This is a genomic window from Vitiosangium sp. GDMCC 1.1324 (assembly GCF_003044305.1).
In the GTDB taxonomy this organism is placed as follows: Bacteria; Myxococcota; Myxococcia; order Myxococcales; family Myxococcaceae; genus Archangium.
In genome coordinates, this window is the sequence record NZ_PZOX01000003.1 from 774585 (window position 1) to 797982 (window position 23398).

A 23398-nucleotide genomic window follows, 5' to 3' on the forward strand; every position below is an offset into this window, starting at 1 on the left:
GGAGGGACGCGCCATGTCCACGAAGGCCGAGCGACACCGGAGGCCCCGGGCCTCCTGGCTCCCCACCATGCTGGTGCTCTGGGCCCTGGTGCCCGGCCTGGCCTCGGCCGCCGTGTTCCGCAGCGGCGAGGTGGTGCAGGTAGGCCCCCAGGAGGTCATCGACGAGGACCTCTATGCCTTCGGCCGCACCGTGAACATCCAGGGCACCGTCCACGGAGACGTGATTGCCGCGGGTGAACAGGTGGACATCTCCGGCACCGTCGAGGGCGACGTGATGGCGGCCGCCGCGAGGACGCATATCCTCAGCCCGGTGCGCGGCAGCCTTCGGGCCGCGAGCAGCGAGCTCACCGTGAGCGCCCCGGTGGGCGAGGATGCGCTCCTCGCCGCCGGCCGCCTGCAACTCACCCCCAAGGCCCAGGTAGGCAGGGACGTCTATCTGACCTCCGGCGATGCCCGCGTCATGGGTCCGGTGCAGGGCGAACTGCGAGCCTCCGCGGGGACGCTCACGCTGGGAGCGCCCGTGGGCCGGGATGTGCACGCGGAAGTGGGCACGCTGCGGCTCGCCGAGGGCGCACGCATCCATGGAAACCTGAGCTACCGCAGCGACCGGGACGCGCAGCTGGTCTCGGGCGCCACGGTATCCGGCAAGATGGAGCGGCTCACCCCCGAGCACGCCCAGGGCCGGGGCTTCCTGCTGGGCCTCTATTTCTGGGCGCGATCGCTCATCGGACTGTTCGCGCTGGGACTGCTGCTCGTGCTCCTCTTTCCGAACTTCGCGCGCCGCGCGACCACGGTATTGCGCCAGCAACCCCTGCCGAGCCTCGGATGGGGCATCGCGCTCTTCGTGGGCATCCCCATCGCCGCCGCCCTCGTCTTCATGGTGGGCCTGCTCCTCGGGGGCTGGTGGCTTGGCCTCTTCATCCTGGCCCTCTACGCCCTCGCCCTCGCCCTGTGCTTCCCCGTGGTGGGCATGCTCCTCGGCCAGTGGCTGCTCGAGCGCTTCCACAAGACGGGGGCCCACCTGGTCGTGACGCTGTTGGTCGGGCTGGTGCTGCTGACGCTGGCGAAGCTCGTCCCCATCGTGGGCGGGCTCGTCGTCCTGGCCACCGTTCTCTTCGGCCTGGGCGCACTGCTCCTCGCTATCGTGGGGGGCCGCCGGATCGCCGTGGCCAGCGCATGAACCCGCTCCGGGACGAGGGGAACGAGCAGCCCCACCCCGTGTCCACGCGTGTCCTCATCATCAACGCCGACGACCTGGGCTACGACCCGGCCGTCAGCCGCGGCGTCCTGCGAGCCATGCAGGAGGGCATCGTCTCCTCGGCCTCCTTCATGGTGAACACGCCCTACTCCGAGACCGCTGCTCGCGAGGCCCGGGGGCTGCCGCTCGGCCTGCACTTCAACCTCACCCGAGGCCTCCCCGTATGGGCCGCCTTCCCCAGCGGGCACCTCCGGGGTGGAGCCCTCTCGGAGCCACTCGCCCAGCACCTGACGCCGGATGAAGTGGAGGCCGAGGCGCTCGCCCAGTTGGAGCGGCTGGACACATTGCTCGGCCAGCCGGCCACGCACGTGGACGTGCACCAGCTCCTGCACCGCCACCCCAACGTGTTCGAGGGCCTGACACGAGCCGCCCACACGGCCCGGCTGCCGGTGCGCGCCATCGACGCGAACATGCGCCGCGCACTCCGGGAGCGCGGCGTGCCCACCAACGACCATGTCATCGGCGAGACGGGCGCGGAGGCCTACTGGACGCTGGAGCGCCTGGAGCAGATCCTCGCCACCCTCCCCGAGGACGGGGTCATCGAGCTGGTATGCCACCCGGGCTACATGCCCGAGGCAGTGAAGAGCGGCTATGCCAGGCAGCGCGAGGTGGAGCTGGCCACCTTCCTCCACCCGCGGGCGCACATGGCGCTCACACGGCTCGGGTTGAGGCCCACCGATTTCCGCGTCCTCGCGCAAGCCGGATAGCGGCGACCTCGTTACCCCGGGCGCGCGTCATGGCCTGAACGCAGGGGCACGGGCAATGTGCTCCCGGAGGTGGACTCCGTCTCGGACCCATAGCGCAACAACGTGAGGAGTTGCTCGGTGGAGAGCGCCGCCGCTCCATCCGCCTCGGACAGGAGGCTGTTGGCCAGGTCGCGCTTCTCCTCGTGCAACGCGAGGATGGCCTCCTCGATGGTGCCCTCGGAGATGAGGCGCGTCACCGTGACGGGCTTCGTCTGGCCGATGCGGTGCGCCCGATCCGTGGCCTGGTCCTCGGCCGCCGGGTTCCACCAGGGGTCCAGGTGGAGCACATGGTCCGCCGCGGTGAGGTTGAGCCCCGTGCCCCCCGCCTTCAGCGAGATGAGGAAGACATCGCCCTCGCCGCGCTGGAAGGCGGACACCCTCGTCTCGCGCTCGGCCGCGGGCGTCTGCCCATCCAGGTACTGGAACGGGATGCCGCGAGCCTCCAGCGCCTCGCGCACCAGCGCCAGGTGCTTGACGAACTGGCTGAAGACGAGCGCCCGTCCGCCTCCGGCACGCACGGCGTCCACGACCTCCAGGAAGCGCTCCAGCTTCGAGGACGGCAGCGGAGAGTCCGCATCCACCAGCCTCGGGTGACACGCCGCCAGGCGCAGCCTCGTCAGCGCCGCCAGCACCTCGAAGCGCTTCTTCGGGCCTTGCGCATCCGCCAGCCGCGCCAGCGCCGCCAGCCGCGTGTCCTCATACAACCGGCGCTCGCCCTCGGCGAGGGAGACGGGCACCACCGTTTCCACGCGAGGCGGCAATTCGCGCGCCACCTCTCCCTTGGTGCGCCGCAACAGGAAGGGCCGCACCACCCGCGCCAGTCCCGCACGCGCCTGGGCATCCTTCATCCGCTCGATGGGCGCGGCGAATCGCTCGCGGAAGGACTCACGGCTGCCCAGCAGCCCCGGGAAGACGAGCCGGAAGAGGCTCCACAACTCCGACAACCGGTTCTCCACCGGCGTGCCCGAGAGGGCCACCCGCGCCTCGGCCTTCAGCGCCCGCACCGCCTTCGCACGAGCCGTGTCCGGATTCTTCACCGCCTGGGCCTCGTCCAGCACCAGCGTGGCGAAAGACACCGCGGCGAAGCGCTCGGCCTCGCGCATCAACAGCGTGTAGCTCACCACCACCACGTCCCCGGCTCCGAGGCTGGAGAGCAGCTCCTCCCGTTCCGCCTCGCGATAGGCGTGCACCTTCAGCGAGGGAGCGAAGCGCGCGGCCTCGCGCACCCAGTTGAAGCACACCGAGGTGGGTGCCACCACCAGCGCCGGCCCCTCATTGGCGCGGTGCAACAGCAGCGCGAGCGCCTGCAGTGTCTTCCCCAGCCCCATGTCGTCCGCGAGGCACCCGCCGCCGCCCCAGGCCGCCAGCCGAGCCATCCAGACGAAGCCCTCGCGCTGGTAGTCGCGCAGCTCGGCCCGAAGGTTCGCGGGCACCGGCACCTCCATCCGCTGGGCCTCGCGGATGCGCCCGGCCAGGTGGCGCCAGTCTGGTGGAGCCTGGACGTCGGCCCCGGCCTCGGCCAGCCCATCCAGCACGGGCGCCGCCGCCGCGCTCACCTCCCACCGGCCGCGCGACGCATGTGCCACGTCCGCCAGAGGCGCGAGCTGCTCGCGCAGCGCCTCGGTGAGCCGCATCCAGCGTCCCGGCGCCAGAGGCACGTAGCGATGCCCGCGCCGCAACGCATCCAACAGCACGGCGAGCCCCACCCGCTCGCCGTCCAGCTCGACTCCGCCCCGCACGCCGAACCAGTCCCGCTCCCGGTGCACCTCCACCTTGAGGCCCTGCGCGTCCGGCGAGCGCACCACGTGCCACGGGCGCTCCTCCCACTCCACGCGCAGCGAGGGGCCCGTCAGGGGCTCCAGCCGCTCGAGGAAGCCCAACGCCGCCTCCGGCCCCTCCAGGGTGAAACGGTCGTGCTCCGCCGCTGGCAGCTCCAGCCGCTCCAGCAGCAGGGCCGCCTCCGTACGCTCGGCCTCCAGGTCCCTGCGCGTCCGCACCCGCTCGCCCCCGCGCACGCCGCGAACGACCTCGGAGCCCTTTCCTGGCACCAACGGCGGGGCCTCGGGCAGCGGCCGGACGAACAGCGCGGCCTCCAGGGCCTCTTCTCCCGTGGGCCGCAGACGCAGCAGCAATCCGGGCACGGGCGGTACCTCGCGCCCTTCCAGCGACGGCGGCAGGGACAGCGGGAAGGCCGCCTCCACGCCTCCCAGGTGACGTAGCAGCTCCTCCCGTGCCGCCCCGGGCAGCAGTCCTCCATGGGCCACCACGGACGACAACACCGCGAGGGCCTCGAGGGACACGGACACCAGCGACAACCGCGGCACCTCGAGCTCCAGATAGAGCCAGGGCGGTGGCACCTGCCGCTGCAACAGGTCCCGCCACAGTTGGGGCGACACCGGGGTGCCCGCGATGGCGGGACGCACGCGCAGCCCTTCCTCGGCCTCCTCGAAGGCGAAGCCGAGCGACGCCTCGCGCACCCGCAGCGGTACGCCGAGCCGGGACTCGTGCACCAGACGGGGGCTGTGCGCCAGCAACCGCAGCGCCTGGAGGAGGAGCCGGCGGCGATCGTCCGCGCTGTACTGCCGGGCCATCATCAGGCACAGCTCGAAGGCCTCGACCTCCTCGGGAGAGGAGAGGACGGCGAGGGCCTCGCGTTCATCGAACGGGGACAGCGGCGAGCCCTTGGACCAACCGCCACGCTTGAGCGGCCGGTGGAGATAGGGCCGCAGGCGCGGATCCGGCCCCATGGCCTCCAGCCGGAAGGACACCGAGAGAGGCGGAGGGGGCGCCTCCTGACGGGTCAGCGCCAGCGTCCGGGCCTTCTCCAGCGCGAGGAGGAACTGTCGTCCTGGCACCACGAAGAGTCGCTCGGCGAGTTGCGCGTTCTCCCGCCCACGCCTGGGCTCGCCCAGCGCGTCGAGCAACGCATCCACCGCGGAGAGGACATGGACACAGCGGGGGCCGCCCGCCGGGCCGCAGGTCATGCAACCCACGGCGTCCTCCCCCTCGAGCACCCGAGGCAGATCCAACTGCACGCACTGAGCATGGCCGTAGTCGTGGACGTGCCGCGGGCCGGCCGGCCGCCGGAGCTCGTGGGCATGCACCACGAGGGGCGACTCCTGCTCCGGGAAGAGGAGCTGGAGCTCACCTTCTGGGAGCAGACGTGGAACGGCGAACTCGCGCACACGGGCGCGCACCTGCTGGAGTGCCTGCACGAGGGGCATGAGCCGGGCATCCGTGGGGGGCGGAGGCCCGACGGCCTGGCGCTCCCGTTCGAGACCCTTGCGCACCCGCTCGGCCTCCTCGGTGAGCAGGGTCCACGCCGCCTGCTCGAGCGTGGAGCGGGTCTGCTCGGACACAGAGTCCCCGGACAGCGTCAGGGTCCCATCCAACAGCGAGACGACGGGGAAGGGATCGAGCGGATACACCCTATGGGTGATGCCGAAGCCGCGTGGGAAGAAGGGCTCCAGCGAGGAGATGAGGACGCGCTCCAGGTGGGTGACCTGATGCGACTCCAACCACCGCTTCATGTCCGCCGGGGTGCGCGGCCGCTCCTCCACGGGGACGGAACGCGGCGGCAAGGCCTTGTCCTCGGGGGAGAGGACCTCGAGGAGGGCCAGCCCGAGCGCCACCACATGCTCGCACGTGCCGGACTCGAGGAAGTGGGGGCACTGACAATCGAGCACCAGGCCCTCCTCATCAGCGGACACCCGCACGTTGAAGCGAACACCAACCCGTCCCCGCACCACGCCCTCGAGGCACCCGACGTCCACGTTCCAGCGCAGCACACGCCCCTTGCTCGCGAGCGCCAGGCCCTTGGAGTACAGCGCGTCGCCCGCCACTTCGCGAAGCTCCTGACGGGTGAGCCAGCGCCTCAGCCAGGGCCCAGGCTCGGGAGATGACGTGGGAAGTGGTTTTTCCGACATGACCTGCAAGATAACCTTCACGGGCGGACCTGTCTTCCGTCTCTTGAAGGGACTCGCGGCCGCGGGGCCCTCGGCCGAGGGAGCCTCCGCTCCAGGCCGGGAGCTCAACCCCCTGAGGAGGGAAGGCAGCGCGAGAGGCAAGGGGTCCAGTCGGCGAATGGAAGCGGTCCAGGGCACCCGGAGGCGCTCATCCAGAGCCGCGTGGACGGCTACTGCGGGCTTCGAGGAGGCCAGAGGGCCATCACCGCCCTCCGGCCTCCGAGGCGGAGACGACTAGCCGACCACCTTCTTCCACGAGGGCCGGGTGCTGATGCGCTGCCACCACGACTTCACGTGCGGGCGCTCGGTGATGAGGTTGCCGTGAGGAGTGGCCGAGAGGTACTGCAGGTAGGGCATCCAACAGATGTCCGCGAGCGAGAACTTGTCACCGGCGAGATGCGCCTGGGACATGAGGGCACGGTCGGCGACGTCGAGCGCCCTGGCGGAACCGTCCCGGCCCTTGTTCACCTTGTCCATGTCGGGAGTGAGGCCGCGCATGGGCTTGAAGAACAGCTCCATGACGATGCCCATGGCGTTGGGGGAGAAATAGGAGTGCTCGATGCTGATCCACTGCTCCATGCGGGCGAGGGAGGGCAGGTCGCTCGGGGTGAGCTTGGGCCCCGCCAGCTTCGCGTCGAGGTAGCGGATGATGGCGCGGGACTCGTACATGGAGAGGCCATCGTCCTCGAGGTAGGGGACGACGCCGAAGGGTTGCTTCGCCATGTACTCGGGCGACTTCTGCTGGCCCTTGGCGAGATCGATCAGCACGAACTGAGCCTCGTGACCCTTCTCGGCGAGCGTGGTCAGCACCTTGCGGGTGCAGGTGCTCATCGGATTGCCGTAAAGCTTCATGGGTGTGCCTCCGTGGGGTTGAGAAGCGGGGCGAAGCTATAAGAGACGCTCCCAGGTTGCGCTAGCCTTCGGCGCCATGGATCGGAAGCGCACAGTCTGGATGTTCGTCGTCGCGCTGGTGCTCGTGGGTGGACTGCTGCTCCTCCTGCGCCGGGAAGATGGAGAACGGGTGCCCGAGGGCTCGCGGACACACGGAGCCCCTCCCGCGACACCCGCGCCCGCTCGAGCCGTGACGGAGACGTCACCGAGGCCGGAGCCAGCCCATGTGACCGCCCTGCCCTCGCGCCTGGTGCCCGCGACCCGGGCCGAGGACTCGGCCGAGCCCCTGGGCTCCTTCGACGGCCGCGTCATCTCCGCCTCCACGGGCGAGGGCGTGAAGGCCGCCGAGCTGACCTTCGCCGGAGCGGGAGGAGCGACGTCGACGCGCACGGATGCCGACGGGCAGTTCCACCTCGTGCTGCGAACGCCGGGCACCTGGCAGCTCGCGGTGGTGACGGCGCGAGGCTACCTGCCCTTCGGACCCGAGTGGGGACAGAGTCCCATCCGCTTCACGACCGTGCCGGGCCAGCGCATCAAGGACATCGTGCTCGCCCTGACACCCGAGGTGGAGCTGCTGGGCCGAGTGGAGGACCCGGACGGGCAGCCGGTGGCTGGAGCGCAGGTGCGGGTGCTGACGGGACGAGGCGGGGAGTCGGTGCTCTTTCCCATGCCGGACCGCTACACCTCCGACGCGAGAGGGGAGTTCCACTTCCACGCGCCCGAAGGAGCCGCCGTGGAAGCCCGCCACCCGGCCCATGCGTCCGCCCGGGCCGAGGTGACCCCCTCGGCCATGCTGGCGCGCCGGCTGGTGCTGAGGCTGGGCAAGCGCGAGGACAAGCCGGCCACCACCGCGGGCGAGTCACTTTCGGGGCACGTGGTGGACGGAGGGGGAACGGGCGTGGCCGGAGCCCTGGTGTCGGTGAAGTCCGCCGCGAGCGCATGGCCTCGCCATTTTGGTGATGAGCTCGGTTACGAGACGGTGACGGATGCGGAGGGGCGCTTCGCGGTCGAGGACCTGGAGCCGGGAACCTACGATGTCACCGCGAGGGTGATGGGCATGGCCCCCGGAGAGCTGCGGGACGTGGCGGCGGGCCGGAAGGATCTGGTGTTGACGCTGGCGCCCGGGACGAAGCTGGTGGGCACGGTGCGCGACGCGACCACCGGCAAACCCCTGCCCTCCTTCACCCTGGCCGTGTCCACGAAGCGAGGCCCCCTCCAGCGAGACGCCTTCGCCCAGCTCTCGTTCATCGACGCCCAGGGACGCTACGAGCTGGCGGGCGTGCCGGCCGGAAGCTACGTGGTGCAGGTGGCCGCGCACGGCTATGCGCCCGCCGAGACCCAGGTGGAGGTACCGAAAGGCGCCACGGGGCCGGTGACGGCGGACCTCTCGCTCGGGCGAGGGGGGAAGATGACGGGACGCGTGGTGGAGGAGGGCTCGGGCCTCCCGCTGGAGCGAGCGCGCCTCTCCGTCGAGGGTCTGGGCTCCGCAGAGGCACTGTCCGTGCGCTACGACGCCCTCACGGATGAACGGGGAGACTTCACGCTCGACGGGTTGCCGCCGGGCGAGCTGTCGCTGTTCGTTTCGGCCGAGCAACACCACAGCCGCATCATCTCCGGCATCACGGTGCGCGGAGACACCACACAGCCACGGACCATCGAGCTGCGCAAGACAGAGGAGGGCGAGGAGCCGCAGGTGGAGCTGGTGGGCATCGGGGCGGTGCTCGCCCCCAGGGAGGACGCGCTGGTGCTGGGCGAGGTCATGCCGGGCGGAGGCGCGGCCGAGGCGGGGCTCACGACGGGAGACGGCATCGTACGCATCGACGGACGCCCGGTGGTGGAGTTGGGCTTCCCCGAGGCCGTCCAGCGCATCCGAGGCCCCGAGAGCAGCCGGCTGGTGCTCGGGGTGCGCCGGGCCTCGGCGGTGGGCACGGACGGAAGCCCGGCCTCCATCGTAGACATCCCGGTAACGCGGCGGCGCATCCGCCGGTAGGTATTCAACACAGCCAGGGCCTATGAGAACGGCTCCCCGGGTGTCTTGAAACCATTGTCATCATTGCGAACACGACCTTCATTGTCACCACAGGTGGCGCAGGTGCACTGATCCTGGATCCCCTTGCCCTCTAGTCAGGTGCGTTCATGAGCTACAACTCAAACTTCGATGTGGACTCCGTGATGGAAATCCTGGGAACGGTCAACGAGAAGTACCAGGATGGCTCGCCAGAGGACGAAGCACTCCGGATCGCCGCGGTAGCATTGCTTTACGTCCGCGATATCCAGAAGCTGGATGAGTACCGCGAGTATTTTCGCAAGTTCTACATCCCCGCCATTGAGTCAGTCATCGTCTCCCAGACGTTTGCGACGAGAGACGAAGCGGACACATGGCTGTCCAGTGGAAAGGCCCGCGAGGGTGAGCTCGTTCGAGTCGCTGGCCAGGGATTCCGCGTCATCACCGCACGGAAGGGGAAGGGGTTGATGTTCCTCCGCACCCCCCTCCCGGAAGAAATGGAGTAACCCTTCACGGGTTGCTCCATTCCGACCCAACCAGGTGTCATCCGAAGGCGTAGTCCTTGCCTCGGATCGGCAGTGCGGAGGCGTCCTTCGACAGGTACGTGTCGATGGCCTTCGCCGCCTCACGCCCGTCCGACAGGGCCCAGACGATGAGGCTTGCTCCACGGCTCGCGTCGCCCGCGCAGTACACCCCCTCCACCGACGTGGCGAAGTGCGCATCCACGACATCCCGGCAACGCGGCGGCGCATCCGCCGGTAGAGTATTCAACAAAGCCAGGGTCCATGAGAACAGTTCCCCTGACGCAATGCTACAATGGCCGGGCATGTCAACAATGTCTTGCATTGAACATGCGTAACAATAGAGCGCGGGGTGATGGTGATGAAATTGCTGGTGCTACTGACGGCTGTGGCGATGGCCAGCCTCGGATGTGCCCACACGCAACAGCCCGAGCGCAAAGTCTACGTCATCTCCGAGGATGTGAGCGGCATTGGCGGCTCGGGTGGCCATGATTGCGACGCCGAGCACAACGAGTGCTTTGACAGGTGCTGGAACAAAGCCCCTCCGATTTCAAGCATCAAGAAAGGCTCTGGCCCGCACCACGAATACTGCACAAAGCTTTGCCGCGAAGAATACATGGAGTGCATCGAGGAGCAGGAGCAACTGGAGCGGGAAAAGAAGAACAAGAACTTGAACTTCTCGAACATTGATGCCGCGCTCGACTGGCTCAGGGCTCACAAGGCCGAAGTTGCACTTGGAACCGTCGTCGTCGTCGCTGGCGTTGCCTTCGTCGTTGCAACAGGCGGCTCTGACGCGCTGATTCTGGCGCCCCTGCTCTGAGCCGGTGAAAGGACCCGGTGTTGAATGACGCTCCCTCCGGACTTTGATTTGGACGACGCGCTGAGAACCCTGGACTCCGCGAGCAAGAAATACCAAGAGGGCTCAAAAGAAGAGCAGACAATCCAGCTCGCCGCGATTTCACTGCTCTATGTCCTACGCATCGGGAAGCTGAAGGACTTCCGCAAATACTATCAGGACATTCACAACCCCTCGTATCAAGTCAAAGTCTCCCATGCGTTTGCAACGCAAGAAGAGGCAGACAAGTGGCTCTCGAGTGGAAAGGCCACTGACGGCGAACTCGTCAGCATCGCCGGCCAGGGTTTCCAGGTCATTCAATTGCCGAAGGGTTCGAGGTTCCTTCGGACGCCTTTACCAGAAGAGTTGAAGCCACCCGCCTCGAAGTAGGCGTCCCCTCTCCTCAAAGGAGAGGGGACATACCCAGGCCCAACCGGGTGTCACCCGAAGACGTAGTCCTTGCCTCGGGTCGGCAGCGCGGAGGCGTCCTTCGACAGGTACGTGTCGATGGCTTTCGCCGCCTCGCGCCCGTCCGACAGGGCCCAGACGATGAGGCTTGCTCCACGGCTCGCATCACCCGCGCAGTACACACCCTCCACCGACGTGGCGAAGTGCGCATCCACCTGCACGTTGCCGCGCGACGTGAGCTTCACCCCCAGGTCCTCCGACAGCCGCCCGGTGTCCGGCCCCGTGAAGCCCATGGCCAGCACCAGCATGTCCACCTCATAGACGACCTCGGAGCCGGGGACCTCCACCAACCGGGGGGGCCCACCCGCCTCGCGCTGCAACTCCACCCGCACCGCGTGCAGCGCCTGGAGCCGTCCGTCCGTGCCGACCAGCTTCTTCGTCATCAGCCCGAACTCACGCGCCCCGCCCTCCTCCTGGCTCGACGAGGTGCGGAAGATGAGCGGCCAGCGCGGCCACGGATTGCCCTCGGCACGCATCTTCGGCGGAGCCGGCATCAGCTCCACCTGCGTCACGTTCGCCGCGCCCTGGCGCAACGCCGTGCCCAAGCAGTCCGAGCCCGTGTCTCCTCCGCCCAGGATGAGCACCCGCCTGCCCACCGCGTTCAGCCGGGGCTCGAGCGTCGTCAGCCCCGCGACCACCCGGTTCTGGTGCTCCAGGTAGTCCATGGCCTGCACCACTCCGGACAGCTCGCGCCCGGGCACCTCGAGCTCCCTCGCGCGCCTGGCCCCCAGGGCCAGCAGGACGGCGTCGTACTGCTCGCGCAGCGCGCGGAAGCCCGTCTCGCGGCCCACGTCCACGCCACAGCGGAACTCCACGCCCTCGGCCTCCAGCAGCTTCAGCCGGCGGTCCACCACCGACTTCTCCATCTTGAAGTCGGGAATCCCGTAGCGCAGCAGGCCTCCGGCCCGGTCATCCCGCTCGTACACGGTGACGCTGTGCCCCGCCTGGTTGAGCTGCGCCGCCGCCGCCAGCCCCGCCGGCCCCGAGCCCACCACCGCCACGCGCTTGCCCGTGCGGCTCACCGGAGGTCGCGGACGCACCCAGCCCTCGGCGAACGCTCGTTCGATGATCTCCTTCTCCATCTGCTCGATGGTCACCGGGGAGTGGTCGATGTTCAGGACGCAGGCGGCCTCACACGGCGCCGGACAGAGGCGGCCGGTGAACTCGGGGAAGTTGTTGGTGCCGCTCAGCGCGAGGAAGGCCTCCTTCCACTTGCCCCGGTACACCGCGTCGTTGAAGTCCGGGATGGGATTGCCCAGGGGACAGCCCTGCTGACAGAAGGGCACGCCACAGTCCATGCACCGCCCCGCCTGGCGCTTCGCCTCGTCGGCGGACAGCGGGAGCACGAACTCGCGCGAGTCCCCCACCCGCTCGGACTTCTCGCGCTTGGGGGCGTGAACGCGCTGCCACTCCATGAAACCCGTCGTCTTTCCCATGGCTAGCCCTCCCCTCCCACGACCTGGAGCCGCGGCATGGTCGCCGGAGGCGGCTTGCGGGCCGCCCGACGCGCCTGGAGCACGCGCTTGTAGTCAGTGGGCATCACCTTCACGAACTGCGGCACCATCAGCTCCCAGTTGTCGAGCACCCGTTGCGCCAGCGTGCTGCCCGTGTGGTGCAGGTGCCGCTCAATCATCCCGTGCACGAGCCAGATTTCCGACTCGTCCACCAGCGACTCCAGCTCCACCATCTCCAGGTTGCAGCGGTTGCGGAAGGAGCGCTCGCGGTCGAGCACGAAGGCCAGGCCTCCGCTCATGCCCGCGGCGAAGTTGCGCCCGGTGGGCCCGAGCACCACCACCACACCACCCGTCATGTACTCGCAGCAGTGGTCGCCCACGCCCTCGACCACCGCCTGGGCGCCGCTGTTGCGCACCGCGAAGCGCTCGCCCGCGATCCCGCGCAGGTACACCTCGCCGGCCGTGGCGCCGTAGAGGACGGTGTTGCCCACCAGCACGTTCTCCTCGGGGACGAAGCGGCTGCCCTGGGGCGGGTAGACGATAACGCGCCCGCCGGAGAGCCCCTTGCCGAGGTAGTCGTTGGAATCGCCCTCCAGTTCCAGCGTCACGCCGCTGGCGAGGAACGCTCCGAAGCTCTGTCCCGCCGAGCCCTGAAGCCGGATGCGCAGTTGCCCGTCGGGCAGGCCTCGCGCACCGTACCTCTTGGCGATCTCTCCGGAGAGCATGGCGCCCACGGCACGGTGCGTGTTGGCCACCTGCCGGACCAGGAGCGTGGGAGCCCCGCCCTGGAGCGTGGCCTTCGCGTGCTGGAGAAGGTCGTGATCCAGGTGGTCCGACACGTCCTTGCCTCGGGGCGTGTCGCAGCGGCGGACCTCATCGGCATCCCCGCGAGGCGGCACGAGCAGCGCGGACAGGTCCACCTTCCTCGCCTTCCAGTGGTCCGTGGAGTGCCGCTGCCGCAGCAGCTCCACCCGGCCCACCAGCTCGTCCAGCTTGCGCGCACCGAGGGCCGCCATCTGCCGGCGCAGATCCTCGGCCACCATGTAGAAGAAGTTCACTGCGTGCTCGGGCTTGCCGTGGAAGCGCTCGCGCAGGCCCGCGTCCTGCGTGGCGATGCCCACCGAGCAGGTGTTGAGGTGACACTTGCGCAGCATGATGCACCCGAGCGCGATGAGGCTCGCGGTGGCCATGCCGTACTCCTCGGCGCCCAGCAGCGTGGCGATGAGCACGTCCCGGGCGGTGCGCAGGCCACCATCCACCTGCACCCGGATGCGGCCGCGCAGCCCGTTGTGCACCAGCACCTGCTGCGCCTCGGCCAGTCCCAGCTCCCACGGCAGTCCCGCATGCTTGATGCTGGAGAGCGGCGAGGCGCCCGTGCCGCCCTCGTAGCCGGAGATGACCACGCCGCCCGCGCCGGCCTTGGCCACGCCCGCGGCGATGGTGCCCACGCCCACCTCGCTCACCAGCTTCACGCTCACCCGCGCCGACGGGTTCACCGCCTGCAGGTCGTAGATGAGCTGTGCCAGGTCCTCGATGGAGTAGATGTCGTGGTGCGGCGGCGGGGAGATGAGCGTCACGCCCGGCGTGGACCAACGCACGCGGGCGATCCGCTCGTCCACCTTGTGGCCCGGGAGCTGTCCACCCTCGCCCGGCTTGGCTCCCTGGGCCATCTTGATTTGAAGCTCGACGGCGTTGACCAGGTACTCGGTGGTGACGCCGAAGCGCGCGCTCGCCACCTGCTTGATGGCGCTGCGCCGCAGGTCCCCGTTGTCGTCCGGCGAGTAGCGGCGCGACTCCTCACCGCCCTCGCCGCTGTTGGAACGCCCGCCCAGCCGGTTCATCGCGATGGCGAGCGTCTCGTGGGCCTCGGCACTGATGGAGCCGAAGGACATGGCGCCGGTGACGAAGCGCCGGACGATCTCCGACGCCGGCTCCACCTCCTCCAGCGGCACGGGAGTACGGCCGTCCGTCACCACATCCAGCAGCCCGCGCAGGTTGCAGTGTGCGCGCGACTCGTCGTCCGCCAGCCGCGAGTACTCGGCGAAGAGCGCGGCGTCGTTCGTCCGCGCCGCCTGCTGCAGCTTCGCGATGGTGGCCGGGTTCCACTTGTGCGTCTCGCCGCGGCGGCGCCACTGGTACTGGCCGCCCACGGGGAGTTGCTCCTGCTCGTGCTCCGAGGCCTCGCTAAATCCGAGGGCGTGCCGTTCCAGGACCTCGCGTCCCAGCTCCGGCAGGCCCACGCCCTCCACCCGCGAGGGCGTCCCGGTGAAGTGACGCTCCACCAGCCGCCGATCCAAGCCCACCACCTCGAAGAGCTGCGAGCCGCGGTAGGACTGCAGCGTGGAGATGCCCATCTTGGACATCACCTTGAGCAGGCCTTCCTCCACGCCGTGGATGAAGTTCTCCTGCGCCTTCTCCTGGTCCACCGGCAGCTCGCCCGCGTCCGCCAGGGCGCGCAGCGTGTCCAGCGCGAGGTACGGGTTCACCGCGGAGACGCCGTAGCCGAAGAGGCACGCGAAGTGGTGCACCTCGCGCGCCTCGGCCGTCTCCAGCACGAGGCCCGTGTACATGCGGATGCCGTCACGCACGAGCCGCTGGTGCACGGCGGACACGGCCAGCAGCGCGGGAATCGCACAATGGGCCGAGTCCACACCCCGGTCGCTCAGCACGAGGATGCTGGCACCCGCGTCCACCGCGTCCACCGCCCCGGTACACAACCGCTCCAGCGCCGCCTCTAGCGCGCCCGCGCCCTCGCCCGTGGGGTAGAGAAGGCTCAGCCGGTGCGTCTCGAAGATGCCCTCGTTGCTGATGGCGGCCAGCTTCGCCAGCTCTCCGTTGGTGAGGATGGGGCCCGGCAGCGACAGCCGGTGGCACTGGTCCGGCGTCTCCTCGAAGGTGTTGCCCTCCGGCCCCAGTCCGGTGGCCAGCGTCATCACCAGCGACTCGCGGATGGGGTCGATGGGCGGGTTGGTCACCTGCGCGAAGAGCTGGTGGAAGTAGTTGAAGAGCGAGGGGGCCTGGTCGCTGAGCACCGCCAGCGGCGTGTCCGTGCCCATGGAGCCCACCGGCTCCTTGCCCCCTTCGGCCATGGGCCGCAGCAGCAGCCGCACGTCCTCGTCCGAGTAGCCAAAGGCGCGCTGCACCCGCCACAGCTCCTCGCCACCCAGGCGCGCCGGCGCGGGCACCGTGGGCAGGTCATCGAAGGTGAAGACGTTGCGCTCCAGCCACCGGCGGTACGGCCAGCGCGAGGTGATGTCGCGCTTCACCTCCTCGTCCTCGAGGATGCGGCCCTCCTCGGTGTCCACCAGCAGCATGCGGCCCGGGGTGAGGCGGCCCTTGCGGCGCACCTGCGCGGCGGGCACGTCGATGACGCCCGTCTCGGAAGCGAGGATGATGCGGTCGTCCTCGGTGACGAGGTAGCGCGCGGGGCGCAGGCCGTTGCGGTCCAGCGTGGCGCCGATGAGCTGCCCGTCCGTGAAGGCGATGGCGGCCGGCCCGTCCCACGGCTCCAGCAGTGAGCTGGAGTACTGGTAGAAGGCACGCCGCTCGTCGCTCATGAGCGTGTGGCCCTCCCAGGCCTCCGGAATCATCATCATCATCGCGTGGGGGAGCGGGCGCCCGCCCAGGAACAGCAGCTCCACCATGTTGTCGAACTGCGCCGAGTCGCTCTTGCCCGGGACGATGATGGGGAAGAGCGGCTCCAGGCTGCCGCCGAACTTCGCCGACTGCAGCAGGCCGCGCCGCGCGTTCATCCAGTTGCGGTTGCCGCGCAGCGTGTTGATTTCTCCGTTGTGCGCGATGTAGCGGAACGGCTGTGCCAGCTCCCACGTGGGGAAGGTGTTGGTGGAGAAGCGCGAGTGCACCAGGCCCAGGGCGCTCACGAACTCGGGGTGCTGCAGGTCCACGTAGAAGCGCGGGAGCTGCCGGGGCAGGAGCAGGCCCTTGTAGATGAGCGTCTCCGCCGAGAAGCTGGCCACGTGGAACTGGCCCTCGGGGTCCAGGCCGCGCTCGGTGATGCGCCGCTCGGCCAGCTTGCGGATGCGGAACAGCTTGCGCTCGAAGGCGCTGGGCACCACGCGGCGCCGGGCCACGAAGAGCTGGCGGATGACGGGCGCGCCCTCGCGAGCGAGCCGGCCCAGGTACGAGGGCTCCACCGGCACGTCCCGCCAGCCGAGCACCCGCTGGCCCTCATCGGCAGTCACCTGCTCCAGCACGGACTCACAAGAAATCCGCGCCTCGGCGTCGGAGGGCAGGAACACCATGGCCACGGCGTACTGGCGGCGGGGCGGCAGGGCGAAGCCCAGGCGCTCGCGCTCGAAGAAGCGGTGGGGGAGCTGCACGAGGATGCCCGCGCCGTCTCCCGTCTCAGGGTCCTTGCCCGCCGCTGCCCGGTGACTCAGCCGGTTGAGGAGCTCCAGCGCATCCTCGACGATGCCGCGCGATTTCTCGCCCCGGATGTGGGCCACGAAGCCCACTCCGCAGGCATCGTGCTCGGTGTCCGGTTCGTACAGCCCATAACGGCCGGGTTGGCGGTCCGACATCGCTGGTGCTCTCCTCGTGGCAGGAAAATCCTGATTGACGCGGAGAGTCTAGTGCACTGAGTCACCCAGTGTAAGCACGCAGAACGTCCGTCCCGCCCGCAAGAGCCAGGGGCGGGCGGGGGAACGGGGGCCCCCTGATGTCACATCTCACGTCACGGAAGCATGAGGGCTTCCTGAGGGACGTGCTCCAGGTGCTCTTGTGAGGAGCCGCGCCCCGGAGTGTGGGTGCGCTCCTCGCTCATGGCGAGCGTGGCGCGGATGGCGGAGAGCAGCTCCGCCTCCCGGTAGGGCCGCGCGCACAGAGAGAAGTCCGGGTGGGCCCAGGCGGGCCGCGAGGCCCCGGCCAGCACGATGGGGATGGGCCGGGCACGAGGCAGCTCGGCGAAGGCCGCCAGGAAGATGCCGAGCTGGGTGGGTGGGGCACTCGCCGACAGCAGCACCAGGTCCACCGGCAGGTATGAGGCCCGGCGCAACGCCTCCACTCCCTCGTGCGCGGTGAGCACCTCGAAACCCTCGGCGCGCAGCACGCGCTCGGCCACCTCTTCCTGCAGCCGGTCCTCGTCCAGCAGCAGCACCCGCCGCGGCAGCCGCCGCACCTCGTTCGCGGTCATCCTCGGCAGGCCGAGGGTGAAGGTGGAGCCCTGGCCCTCGGCGCTCGATAGCGACAGCGAGCCCCCGTGCAGCCGGGCGATGGAGTGGCTGATGAAGAGACCCAGCCCCAGCCCGCCGAAGTGCCGGTGCGAGGAGTTGCCCGCCCGGTAGAAGCGCTGGAAGAGCCGGTTCTGGTCCGGCGCGGGGATGCCGATGCCTCGGTCCTTCACGTGGATGCGCGCCTCGCCGCCCACCGCCTCCACATCCACGCAGATGGGCTCGCCCGACGGACTGTACTTGTGCGCGTTCTCCAGCAGGTTGACGAGCACCTGCTCCAGCCTGTCCCGGTCCCCCTGCACCCACACGCGCTCGCGCGGCACCGTCAGGGAGAAGGGGCGCTCGAAGGCGTGGCGGAACTGGTCCACCACCTCCGCCACCAGGTGGCCCACCTCCAGCGGCGCGGGCTGCAGCGACAGCCGGCCCAGCTCCAGCCTCGACACGTCCAGCAGGTCATTCACCAGCCCCGCCAGCCGCTCCACCTGCCGCTTGGACTTGATGACGCTGGAGAGCTCCACCGGCTGGCCCTGCGCAATGCGCCGCTCCATGGAGTAGAGCGTGAGCTTGAGCGGGGTGAGGGGCGTCCTCAGCTCGTGCGAGGCAATGGACATGAACTCCTCGCGCACCCGCAGGGCCGCCTGGGCCTCGCGCAACAGGCGCGCGTTCTCCACCGTCACCGCCACCTGCCCGGCCGCGGCGCTCCACAAGTCCAGCTCGCGCAGGGAGAAGGAGGTGCCCTGCTCCTTGTAGAGCACCAGCAGCCCCAGGGCGCGCTTCTGGGACAGGAGCGGCACCGCGGCGAAGATGGAGCCCACGGCGTCGCCATAGCCGCGCTGGACGCCAATCTGCGGCTGCCGGGTGACGAGCGCCGCCTCGAAGGAGTCGGCATGGTCCTCCAGTGCGTCCTCAGGGGAGTCGGCGCTCGACAGGTCGGACACGGCCACGCGGCGCAGGGGCTGCCCCTCCTCGGCCAGGTACACCTCGGAGCGGCGCACCTGGGCACAGCGCACCACGGCCAGCACCGCGGCCTTGCACACGCTGTCCACGTCCAGCGTCGCACCCACCTCGCGAGCAATCTCCTGGAGCGCCTGGGCGAAGGCCAGGTCGTCATCGGCGCCGGAGGGCTCGAACAGGAGCCAGGCACCGGGAGCCGCGCCCTGGCGACTGGGGCGGGCCTGGACGCGCACCTGTTTGAGCCCCGAGGTGATGACGTGGCCCGAGTGGCTGCGTCCCTCGCGCAGGGCGCGCTCCAGCGCATCCCGGCCCCAACCCCCCTCGAGGACCGACAGCACCGGGTCTCCCACCCGGAGGGCCACCCCCGTCTTGGCGGTGAAGTCCGGCGCCACCCACTCCACATGCAGGTCGGGTCCCAGCCGGACCACGGCCTGGGGGACGCACGCGAGGATGTCCTGGAAGTCGGAAGGCAGCATGCGGGGCTGGAGATTGGAGTTACGCCTACCACCTGGATCAGACAAGGTGCCTGTCCCATCCTGCCCTACCCTGGACAGGAGGCGCGTTGTAGGCCCGACAGGAAGAACGTCCGGCGGGGGGGAGAGCGTTCACCACTGGGAGGCTGCAATCCGCGCAGTGTGTGTTAGACGACACCCGCCATGCCTTCCCAGCCTTCCAAGGACCTGCAGACCTTCCCCAATCCCGCGCCGGACCGCGACTACGAGATCGCCTTCGACGTGCCGGAGTTCACGTGCCTCTGCCCGCTGACCGGGCAGCCGGACTTCGCGAAGTTCAAGATCCGCTACGTGCCGGACCAGCTGTGCGTGGAGCTCAAGAGCCTGAAGCTCTACATGTGGGCGTACCGCAACGAGGGCGCCTTCCACGAGAAGGTGACCAACACGATCGCCGACGACATCGTGCGCGCCATCCAGCCCCGGAAGCTGACGGTGGAGGGAGACTTCTTCGTGCGCGGCGGCATCGGCACGCTCGTCACGGTGACGCACGAGAAGAAGGGCCGGGGCGCGAAGGCGAAGAAGAGCGCCCCCGCGCGCCGCAAGTAGCCCCTACTGTCCGTCCTGCATCTTCTCCTGGAGCTCCTGGGCCCGATGGTCCGCATCCGACTCGATGCGGCTGGCGGCTCCACGGACGTTGTCCAACTGCCGCTTGGCGGAGCTGGGCTCGCCCGAGGCGAAGGGGCTCCGCGTCGCGTGGCTGAGCGCGTAGTACGCGGCGCCCGCGGTGAGGGCGATGGCGAGGATGGCGGTGATCAGCTTGCCCATGGCGTGCTCCGGAAGGGGGTGCACCTCAGCGGACGGTGAGCTGCCGCACGAGTCCCATCCAATAGGGGTGGGTGAACGCCAGTCCAGCGCCGAGCGCCCCGGCGACGGCGAGGAAGGCGGCGAGCCACCGGGTCCACGCCCGGGGGGGCTGCGCCTGCTCGTCGAAGTCGTCGACGACGCTCAGCTCCTGCTGGGTGAGGTGGGCGAGCGCCTCGGTCTCGGTGAGCTTCTTGCGGTGGCGCAGGAAGCCGACGAGCAGGGCCTCGTAGGACATGCCCACGCGGCGGGAGAGGAAGAGCTCCAGCTCGCGGCGCATGGCGGCGGCGTTGGCGAAGCGGTCGTCGGGCCGCACCTCGAGGGCGCGCTGGACGATGTCCGTGAGCTGCTTGGGAAGGTGCGGCGCGGCCTTGTGCAGCGGGGTGTAGTCGCCATCGCGGATGCGGGCGAAGACCTCGCCAGCGTTGCGGCCCAGGAAGGGGCGGGTCCCCGAGAGCGCCTCGTAGAGGAGCACCCCGAGCGCGAACAGGTCCGTGCGCCCATCCACCGGAGCACCCGTCACCTGCTCGGGGGACATGTACGAGGGCGTGCCCACCGCCATGCCCTGCGCGGTGAGGGCCTCCAGGCCCACGTCCTTGGCCACGCCGAAGTCCATCAGCTTCACGTCTCCCGCCTTGGCGAGCATCACGTTGGCGGGCTTGAGATCGCGGTGGATGATGTGGCGGAAGTGGGCATGCTCCAGCGCGCCGGCGATGCGCGCACCCACGGCGGCACCCACCTCGGGCGGCAGCGGCCCCTCCTTGATGAGCTCGTGCAGGGTGGGCCCGTCCACGAACTCCATCACCATGAAGAGGACGTCGTTCTTCTCCACCAGGTCGTACAGCGTGACGATGTTCTGGTGACGGAAGGCGGCGAGCGCGAGCGCCTCCCGGCGGAAGCGCGAGACGGCCTCCTTGTCGCGCACGGGGTCCGCGAGCATCTCCTTGATGGCGACCTCGCGCTGCAACATCTCGTGGAGCCCCCGGTAGACCTGGGCCATGCCACCGCGGCCCAGCTCTCCGAGCACACGGTAGGCACCTATCTTCCGATGTCTGACGACGGGCTTCTCGCTGGAAGGCACGGACGAAAGGCTACCGAATTTGCGCGCGAGGCGTCGACACGCCTGGCGTGCACACAGCCGGGCGGTAGAAATCCTGTTCACAAGAAGAGGGAACGACCACTGCGATGTGCTCACTGCTAATCTGCGCGCGCCATGAAGAAGCTCGTCCTCCTCATTCCCGCCCTCCTCATCGGCCTGCCGGGCTGTCTCTACGTGCGCGACACCCGTTACGTGCCCAGGCCCGCGCCCGCCCGGAAGGACTGCCACCCCAGCCAGTACTGGGATGGAGAGAAATGCCGGCACAAGGGCAAGGGCCACGGCGCCCGCAAGCACGACGACGACGACTGACACGGAGAGCCACCCCCGCGACTTCGGATGGAAGCCCCGGCCCGACAGACCCTCCTCCCGACGAGCCCCCAGGGGGAGCGGGAATGGCTGACCTCTGAGACACAGGGGCAGCGCATCACCCTGCTCGACGGGGGCACCGAGGCCTACCCGCGCATGCTGGAGGCCATCGGCGCGGCCACCCGGCGCGTGCACCTGGAGGTGTACGCCTTCGAGCGCGAGGGCGTGGGCTCGCACTTCATCGCCGCGCTCACGGCCGCGGCCCACCGGGGCGTGGAGGTGAAGGTCATCGTCGACGGCTGGGGCTCCATCGGGGAGAGCCGCGCGCTGTCGGACACCCTGCGCGCGGCCGGCATCAAGGTCCGCATCCACAATCCCCTCACCTCCGTCTTCCTCGGCCGCTTCTGGCGCAACCACCGGAAGATCCTCCTGGTGGACGACACGGTGGCCTTCCTCGGGGGCATCAACATCGGGGACCACTACGCCACCCAGGAGGGGCGGCCCGGGTGGGCGGACCTGGCGCTGGAGCTGCGAGGGAACATCTGCGCGCAACTGGGCGAGAAGCTCAACGCCGGAGCCTCCACCCTTTCGGCGGACCCGGTGCGAATCCTCCTGTCCGGCTTCGGAGGAGGACGGCGCCTGCGGGCGCGCTACCTGGCGGCCCTCAAGGACGCACGCGAGAAGGTGGTGCTGGCCCACGCGTACTTCCTGCCGGACATGGGCTTCATGCGCGCCCTCAAGCGCGCGGCGCGGCGCGGGGTGGAGGTGCACCTGCTGCTGGCCGGCCGCAGTGACGTGCCCTTCGCCCGCGCGGCCACCATGCGCCTGTACCGCACCCTGCTGCTGGCGGGCGTGCGCATCCACGAGTGGACGGCCACCACCCTGCACGCCAAGGCGGCGGTGGTGGATGGGGAGCGCCTGCTGGTGGGCAGCTTCAACCTGGATCCGCTCTCGCTGGTGAACCTGGAGACGCTGGTGGAGGTGGAGGACGCGGGCGTGGCCGCCCAGGCCACCCGCTGGATGGAGCGGCATGTGAGCGGTGCGCGGCAGGTGACGCTGGGGGACTGCGCGCGCTCGGGCCTTCAGCGGTGGCTGCTGGACGTGGTGGGGCTCGCGGTGGCGCGCCTCTCCGAGCGCATCGCCACCTTCATGGGCTACCGGAGGATGCGCCGCCGGGGATGACCCGGGACACCGCGTCCAGGAGCTGCTCGAGCCGGAAGGGCTTCTTCACAGACTCACCCATTCGGCATCCCCGCCACCTCCAGGGGCAGACACAGCGTGAAGCAGGAACCTCCGCCGTCCCGCCCCGCCAACTCCACCGTACCCCCATGGGCACGGGCAATCTCCCGGACGATGTACAGGCCGAGCCCCAGACTCTCCGTCCGGTGGCCCGACGCGGCCCGCTCGAACGGGTGGAAGATGCGCTCCCGGTCGCCCTCGGGCACGCCGATGCCCCGGTCCTCCACCCGCAGGAACACCTGTCTGTCTTTCTGCTCGAGCCGGATCGAGATGAGCCCGCCCGCGCCGTACTTGATGGCGTTGGTGATGAGGTTGCTGACCGCCTGCTCCACCCGCAGCCGGTCCCAGTGGACCTCCATCCGCGGGCAGTCCTCCATCGTCAGCTCCGAGCCCACCTGACGGGCCTGCTCGGAGAAGCGCTCGCACAGCTCCCGCATCAGGCCGCCGAGCTCGAAACGCTCGCAGACGAGCACGAAGCGGTTGTTGCGCGCCCGGCTCACGTCGAGCAGGTTCTGCACCAGCACGCCCAACCGGCGCACCTGCCGCAGGGCCGGCTCCAACCGCTCGGCGAGATGACTGCCGGAGAAGCTCGCCTCGCGGCGGGCCCCCCGCTGCAGCCGCTCGAGCACGAGCTGGAGCACGGTGATGGGGGTCTTGAGCTCGTGCGAGGCAACGGACAGGAAGGTGTCACGCGAACCGAGCGCCCGGAGCAGGTCCTCCTCCGCCCGCGACCACTGCGTCACCTCCTGGAAGGTCATCGTCACCACGCCCGGAGAGCACGAGCGGTCCAGACGGGCATGCACCACGAACGTCCGGTGTCCCTCGGGAGTCTCCCAGCGGAACGGCACGCCCTCGAGAGGCTCGCCCCGTGCGGCCCGCTCCACGGGATGCTGCCCGGGGAACAGCGGCGTTCCCTCCCGATCCAGGAGGGTGCTCTGGCCGGAAGCCTCGAGGAGGAAGGGCAGCGCCCGCGCCGCGGCGTTGGCGAACAGCACGCGTGCGGTCCCCTCCTCGACTCGCAGCGTGGGCACGGCGAGGAAGTCGAGAACACGCTCTGGCCCTGGCCGCTCCACTACACCCGTCTCCCTTTCCACCCGCGCAGAACGAACAGAGGGGCTCTGCGGCACCCTGTGTCGCATGAGGTCATCGCAGGCA

18 protein-coding genes are annotated in these 23398 nt (G+C 69.6%); 9 read left to right on the top strand and 9 right to left on the bottom strand.

From position 1 onward, the window contains the following. Positions 1–13 precede the first annotated feature (13 nt). Entirely contained in the window at positions 14–1180 is a 1167-nt protein-coding gene (locus DAT35_RS11790) for a polymer-forming cytoskeletal protein (protein ID WP_108067034.1), read from the top strand. Next, positions 1177–1965, top strand: a complete 789-nt coding sequence (locus tag DAT35_RS11795; RefSeq protein WP_233261421.1) for a carbohydrate deacetylase — start codon at positions 1177–1179, stop codon at positions 1963–1965. The genes DAT35_RS11790 and DAT35_RS11795 overlap by 4 nt, the downstream gene beginning before the upstream one ends. Positions 1966–1976: 11 nt before the next feature. On the opposite strand, the gene DAT35_RS11800 is transcribed toward DAT35_RS11795, so the two are convergent. Further along, positions 1977–5846 (bottom strand): DEAD/DEAH box helicase, encoded by a 3870-nt coding sequence (locus tag DAT35_RS11800; protein WP_233261422.1) that lies wholly within the window; start codon positions 5844–5846, stop codon positions 1977–1979. A gap of 357 nt (positions 5847–6203) precedes the next feature. Then, entirely contained in the window at positions 6204–6821 is a 618-nt protein-coding gene (locus tag DAT35_RS11805) for a glutathione S-transferase family protein (protein ID WP_108067036.1), read from the bottom strand. A gap of 100 nt (positions 6822–6921) precedes the next feature. Here DAT35_RS11805 and DAT35_RS11810 point away from each other — a divergent pair, with 100 nt between their 5' ends. Both DAT35_RS11810 and DAT35_RS11815 read left to right on the top strand, forming a co-directional pair. After that, positions 6922–8850: a carboxypeptidase regulatory-like domain-containing protein gene (locus tag DAT35_RS11810; protein ID WP_158501657.1), complete on the top strand. Its 1929-nt coding sequence runs from the start codon at positions 6922–6924 to the stop codon at positions 8848–8850. A gap of 146 nt (positions 8851–8996) precedes the next feature. Further along, complete coding sequence (locus tag DAT35_RS11815; RefSeq protein WP_108067038.1) at positions 8997–9371, top strand: hypothetical protein; 375 nt, start codon at positions 8997–8999, stop codon at positions 9369–9371. Positions 9372–9408: 37 nt separating this feature from the next. On the opposite strand, the gene DAT35_RS11820 is transcribed toward DAT35_RS11815, so the two are convergent. Further along, entirely contained in the window at positions 9409–9636 is a 228-nt protein-coding gene (locus tag DAT35_RS11820) for a hypothetical protein (protein ID WP_369945477.1), read from the bottom strand. Positions 9637–9741: 105 nt separating this feature from the next. Between DAT35_RS11820 and DAT35_RS11825 the strand changes: the two genes are divergently transcribed. Then, on the top strand, positions 9742–10206 hold the full coding sequence (locus DAT35_RS11825; RefSeq protein ID WP_108067039.1) for a hypothetical protein: 465 nt from the start codon (positions 9742–9744) through the stop codon (positions 10204–10206). A 24-nt stretch (positions 10207–10230) separates the two neighbouring features. Next, on the top strand, positions 10231–10611 hold the full coding sequence (locus DAT35_RS11830) for a hypothetical protein (RefSeq protein ID WP_108067040.1): 381 nt from the start codon (positions 10231–10233) through the stop codon (positions 10609–10611). Positions 10612–10661: 50 nt separating this feature from the next. Here the strand turns inward: DAT35_RS11830 and DAT35_RS11835 are convergent, their stop codons facing one another. The 3 genes from DAT35_RS11835 to DAT35_RS11845 all read right to left on the bottom strand — a co-directional run bounded on the left by DAT35_RS11835 (position 10662) and on the right by DAT35_RS11845 (position 18762). Continuing rightward, the gene (locus DAT35_RS11835) at positions 10662–12125 is read right to left on the bottom strand and encodes a glutamate synthase subunit beta (protein WP_108067041.1); all 1464 of its coding nucleotides are present in this window, start codon (positions 12123–12125) and stop codon (positions 10662–10664) included. A gap of 2 nt (positions 12126–12127) precedes the next feature. Continuing rightward, complete coding sequence (gene gltB / locus DAT35_RS11840; RefSeq protein WP_108067042.1) at positions 12128–16684, bottom strand: glutamate synthase large subunit; 4557 nt, start codon at positions 16682–16684, stop codon at positions 12128–12130. Between the two features lie 152 nt (positions 16685–16836). Then, complete coding sequence (locus DAT35_RS11845) at positions 16837–18762, bottom strand: ATP-binding protein (RefSeq protein ID WP_108067043.1); 1926 nt, start codon at positions 18760–18762, stop codon at positions 16837–16839. Between the two features lie 180 nt (positions 18763–18942). On the opposite strand from DAT35_RS11845, the gene queF reads away from it, so the two are divergent. Further along, a complete protein-coding gene (gene queF / locus DAT35_RS11850) occupies positions 18943–19344 on the top strand; it encodes a preQ(1) synthase (RefSeq protein WP_108067044.1) in 402 nt (133 codons plus the stop codon). A gap of 3 nt (positions 19345–19347) precedes the next feature. Here the strand turns inward: queF and DAT35_RS11855 are convergent, their stop codons facing one another. Together DAT35_RS11855 and DAT35_RS11860 are read right to left on the bottom strand one after the other, a co-directional pair. Continuing rightward, positions 19348–19563 (bottom strand): hypothetical protein, encoded by a 216-nt coding sequence (locus DAT35_RS11855; RefSeq protein WP_108067045.1) that lies wholly within the window; start codon positions 19561–19563, stop codon positions 19348–19350. A 25-nt stretch (positions 19564–19588) separates the two neighbouring features. Next, positions 19589–20680 (bottom strand): serine/threonine-protein kinase, encoded by a 1092-nt coding sequence (locus DAT35_RS11860; RefSeq protein WP_199242864.1) that lies wholly within the window; start codon positions 20678–20680, stop codon positions 19589–19591. Between the two features lie 132 nt (positions 20681–20812). On the opposite strand from DAT35_RS11860, the gene DAT35_RS11865 reads away from it, so the two are divergent. Then, positions 20813–21007 carry a hypothetical protein gene (locus DAT35_RS11865; RefSeq protein WP_108067047.1) on the top strand — a complete coding sequence of 65 codons (195 nt, stop codon included), beginning with the start codon at positions 20813–20815 and terminating at the stop codon, positions 21005–21007. Between the two features lie 27 nt (positions 21008–21034). Continuing rightward, complete coding sequence (locus DAT35_RS11870) at positions 21035–22186, top strand: phosphatidylserine/phosphatidylglycerophosphate/cardiolipin synthase family protein (protein WP_108067048.1); 1152 nt, start codon at positions 21035–21037, stop codon at positions 22184–22186. Between the two features lie 53 nt (positions 22187–22239). On the opposite strand, the gene DAT35_RS11875 is transcribed toward DAT35_RS11870, so the two are convergent. Then, positions 22240–23316, bottom strand: coding sequence for a sensor histidine kinase KdpD (locus tag DAT35_RS11875; protein ID WP_158501658.1), 1077 nt, complete (start codon positions 23314–23316; stop codon positions 22240–22242). Positions 23317–23398 lie beyond the last annotated feature (82 nt).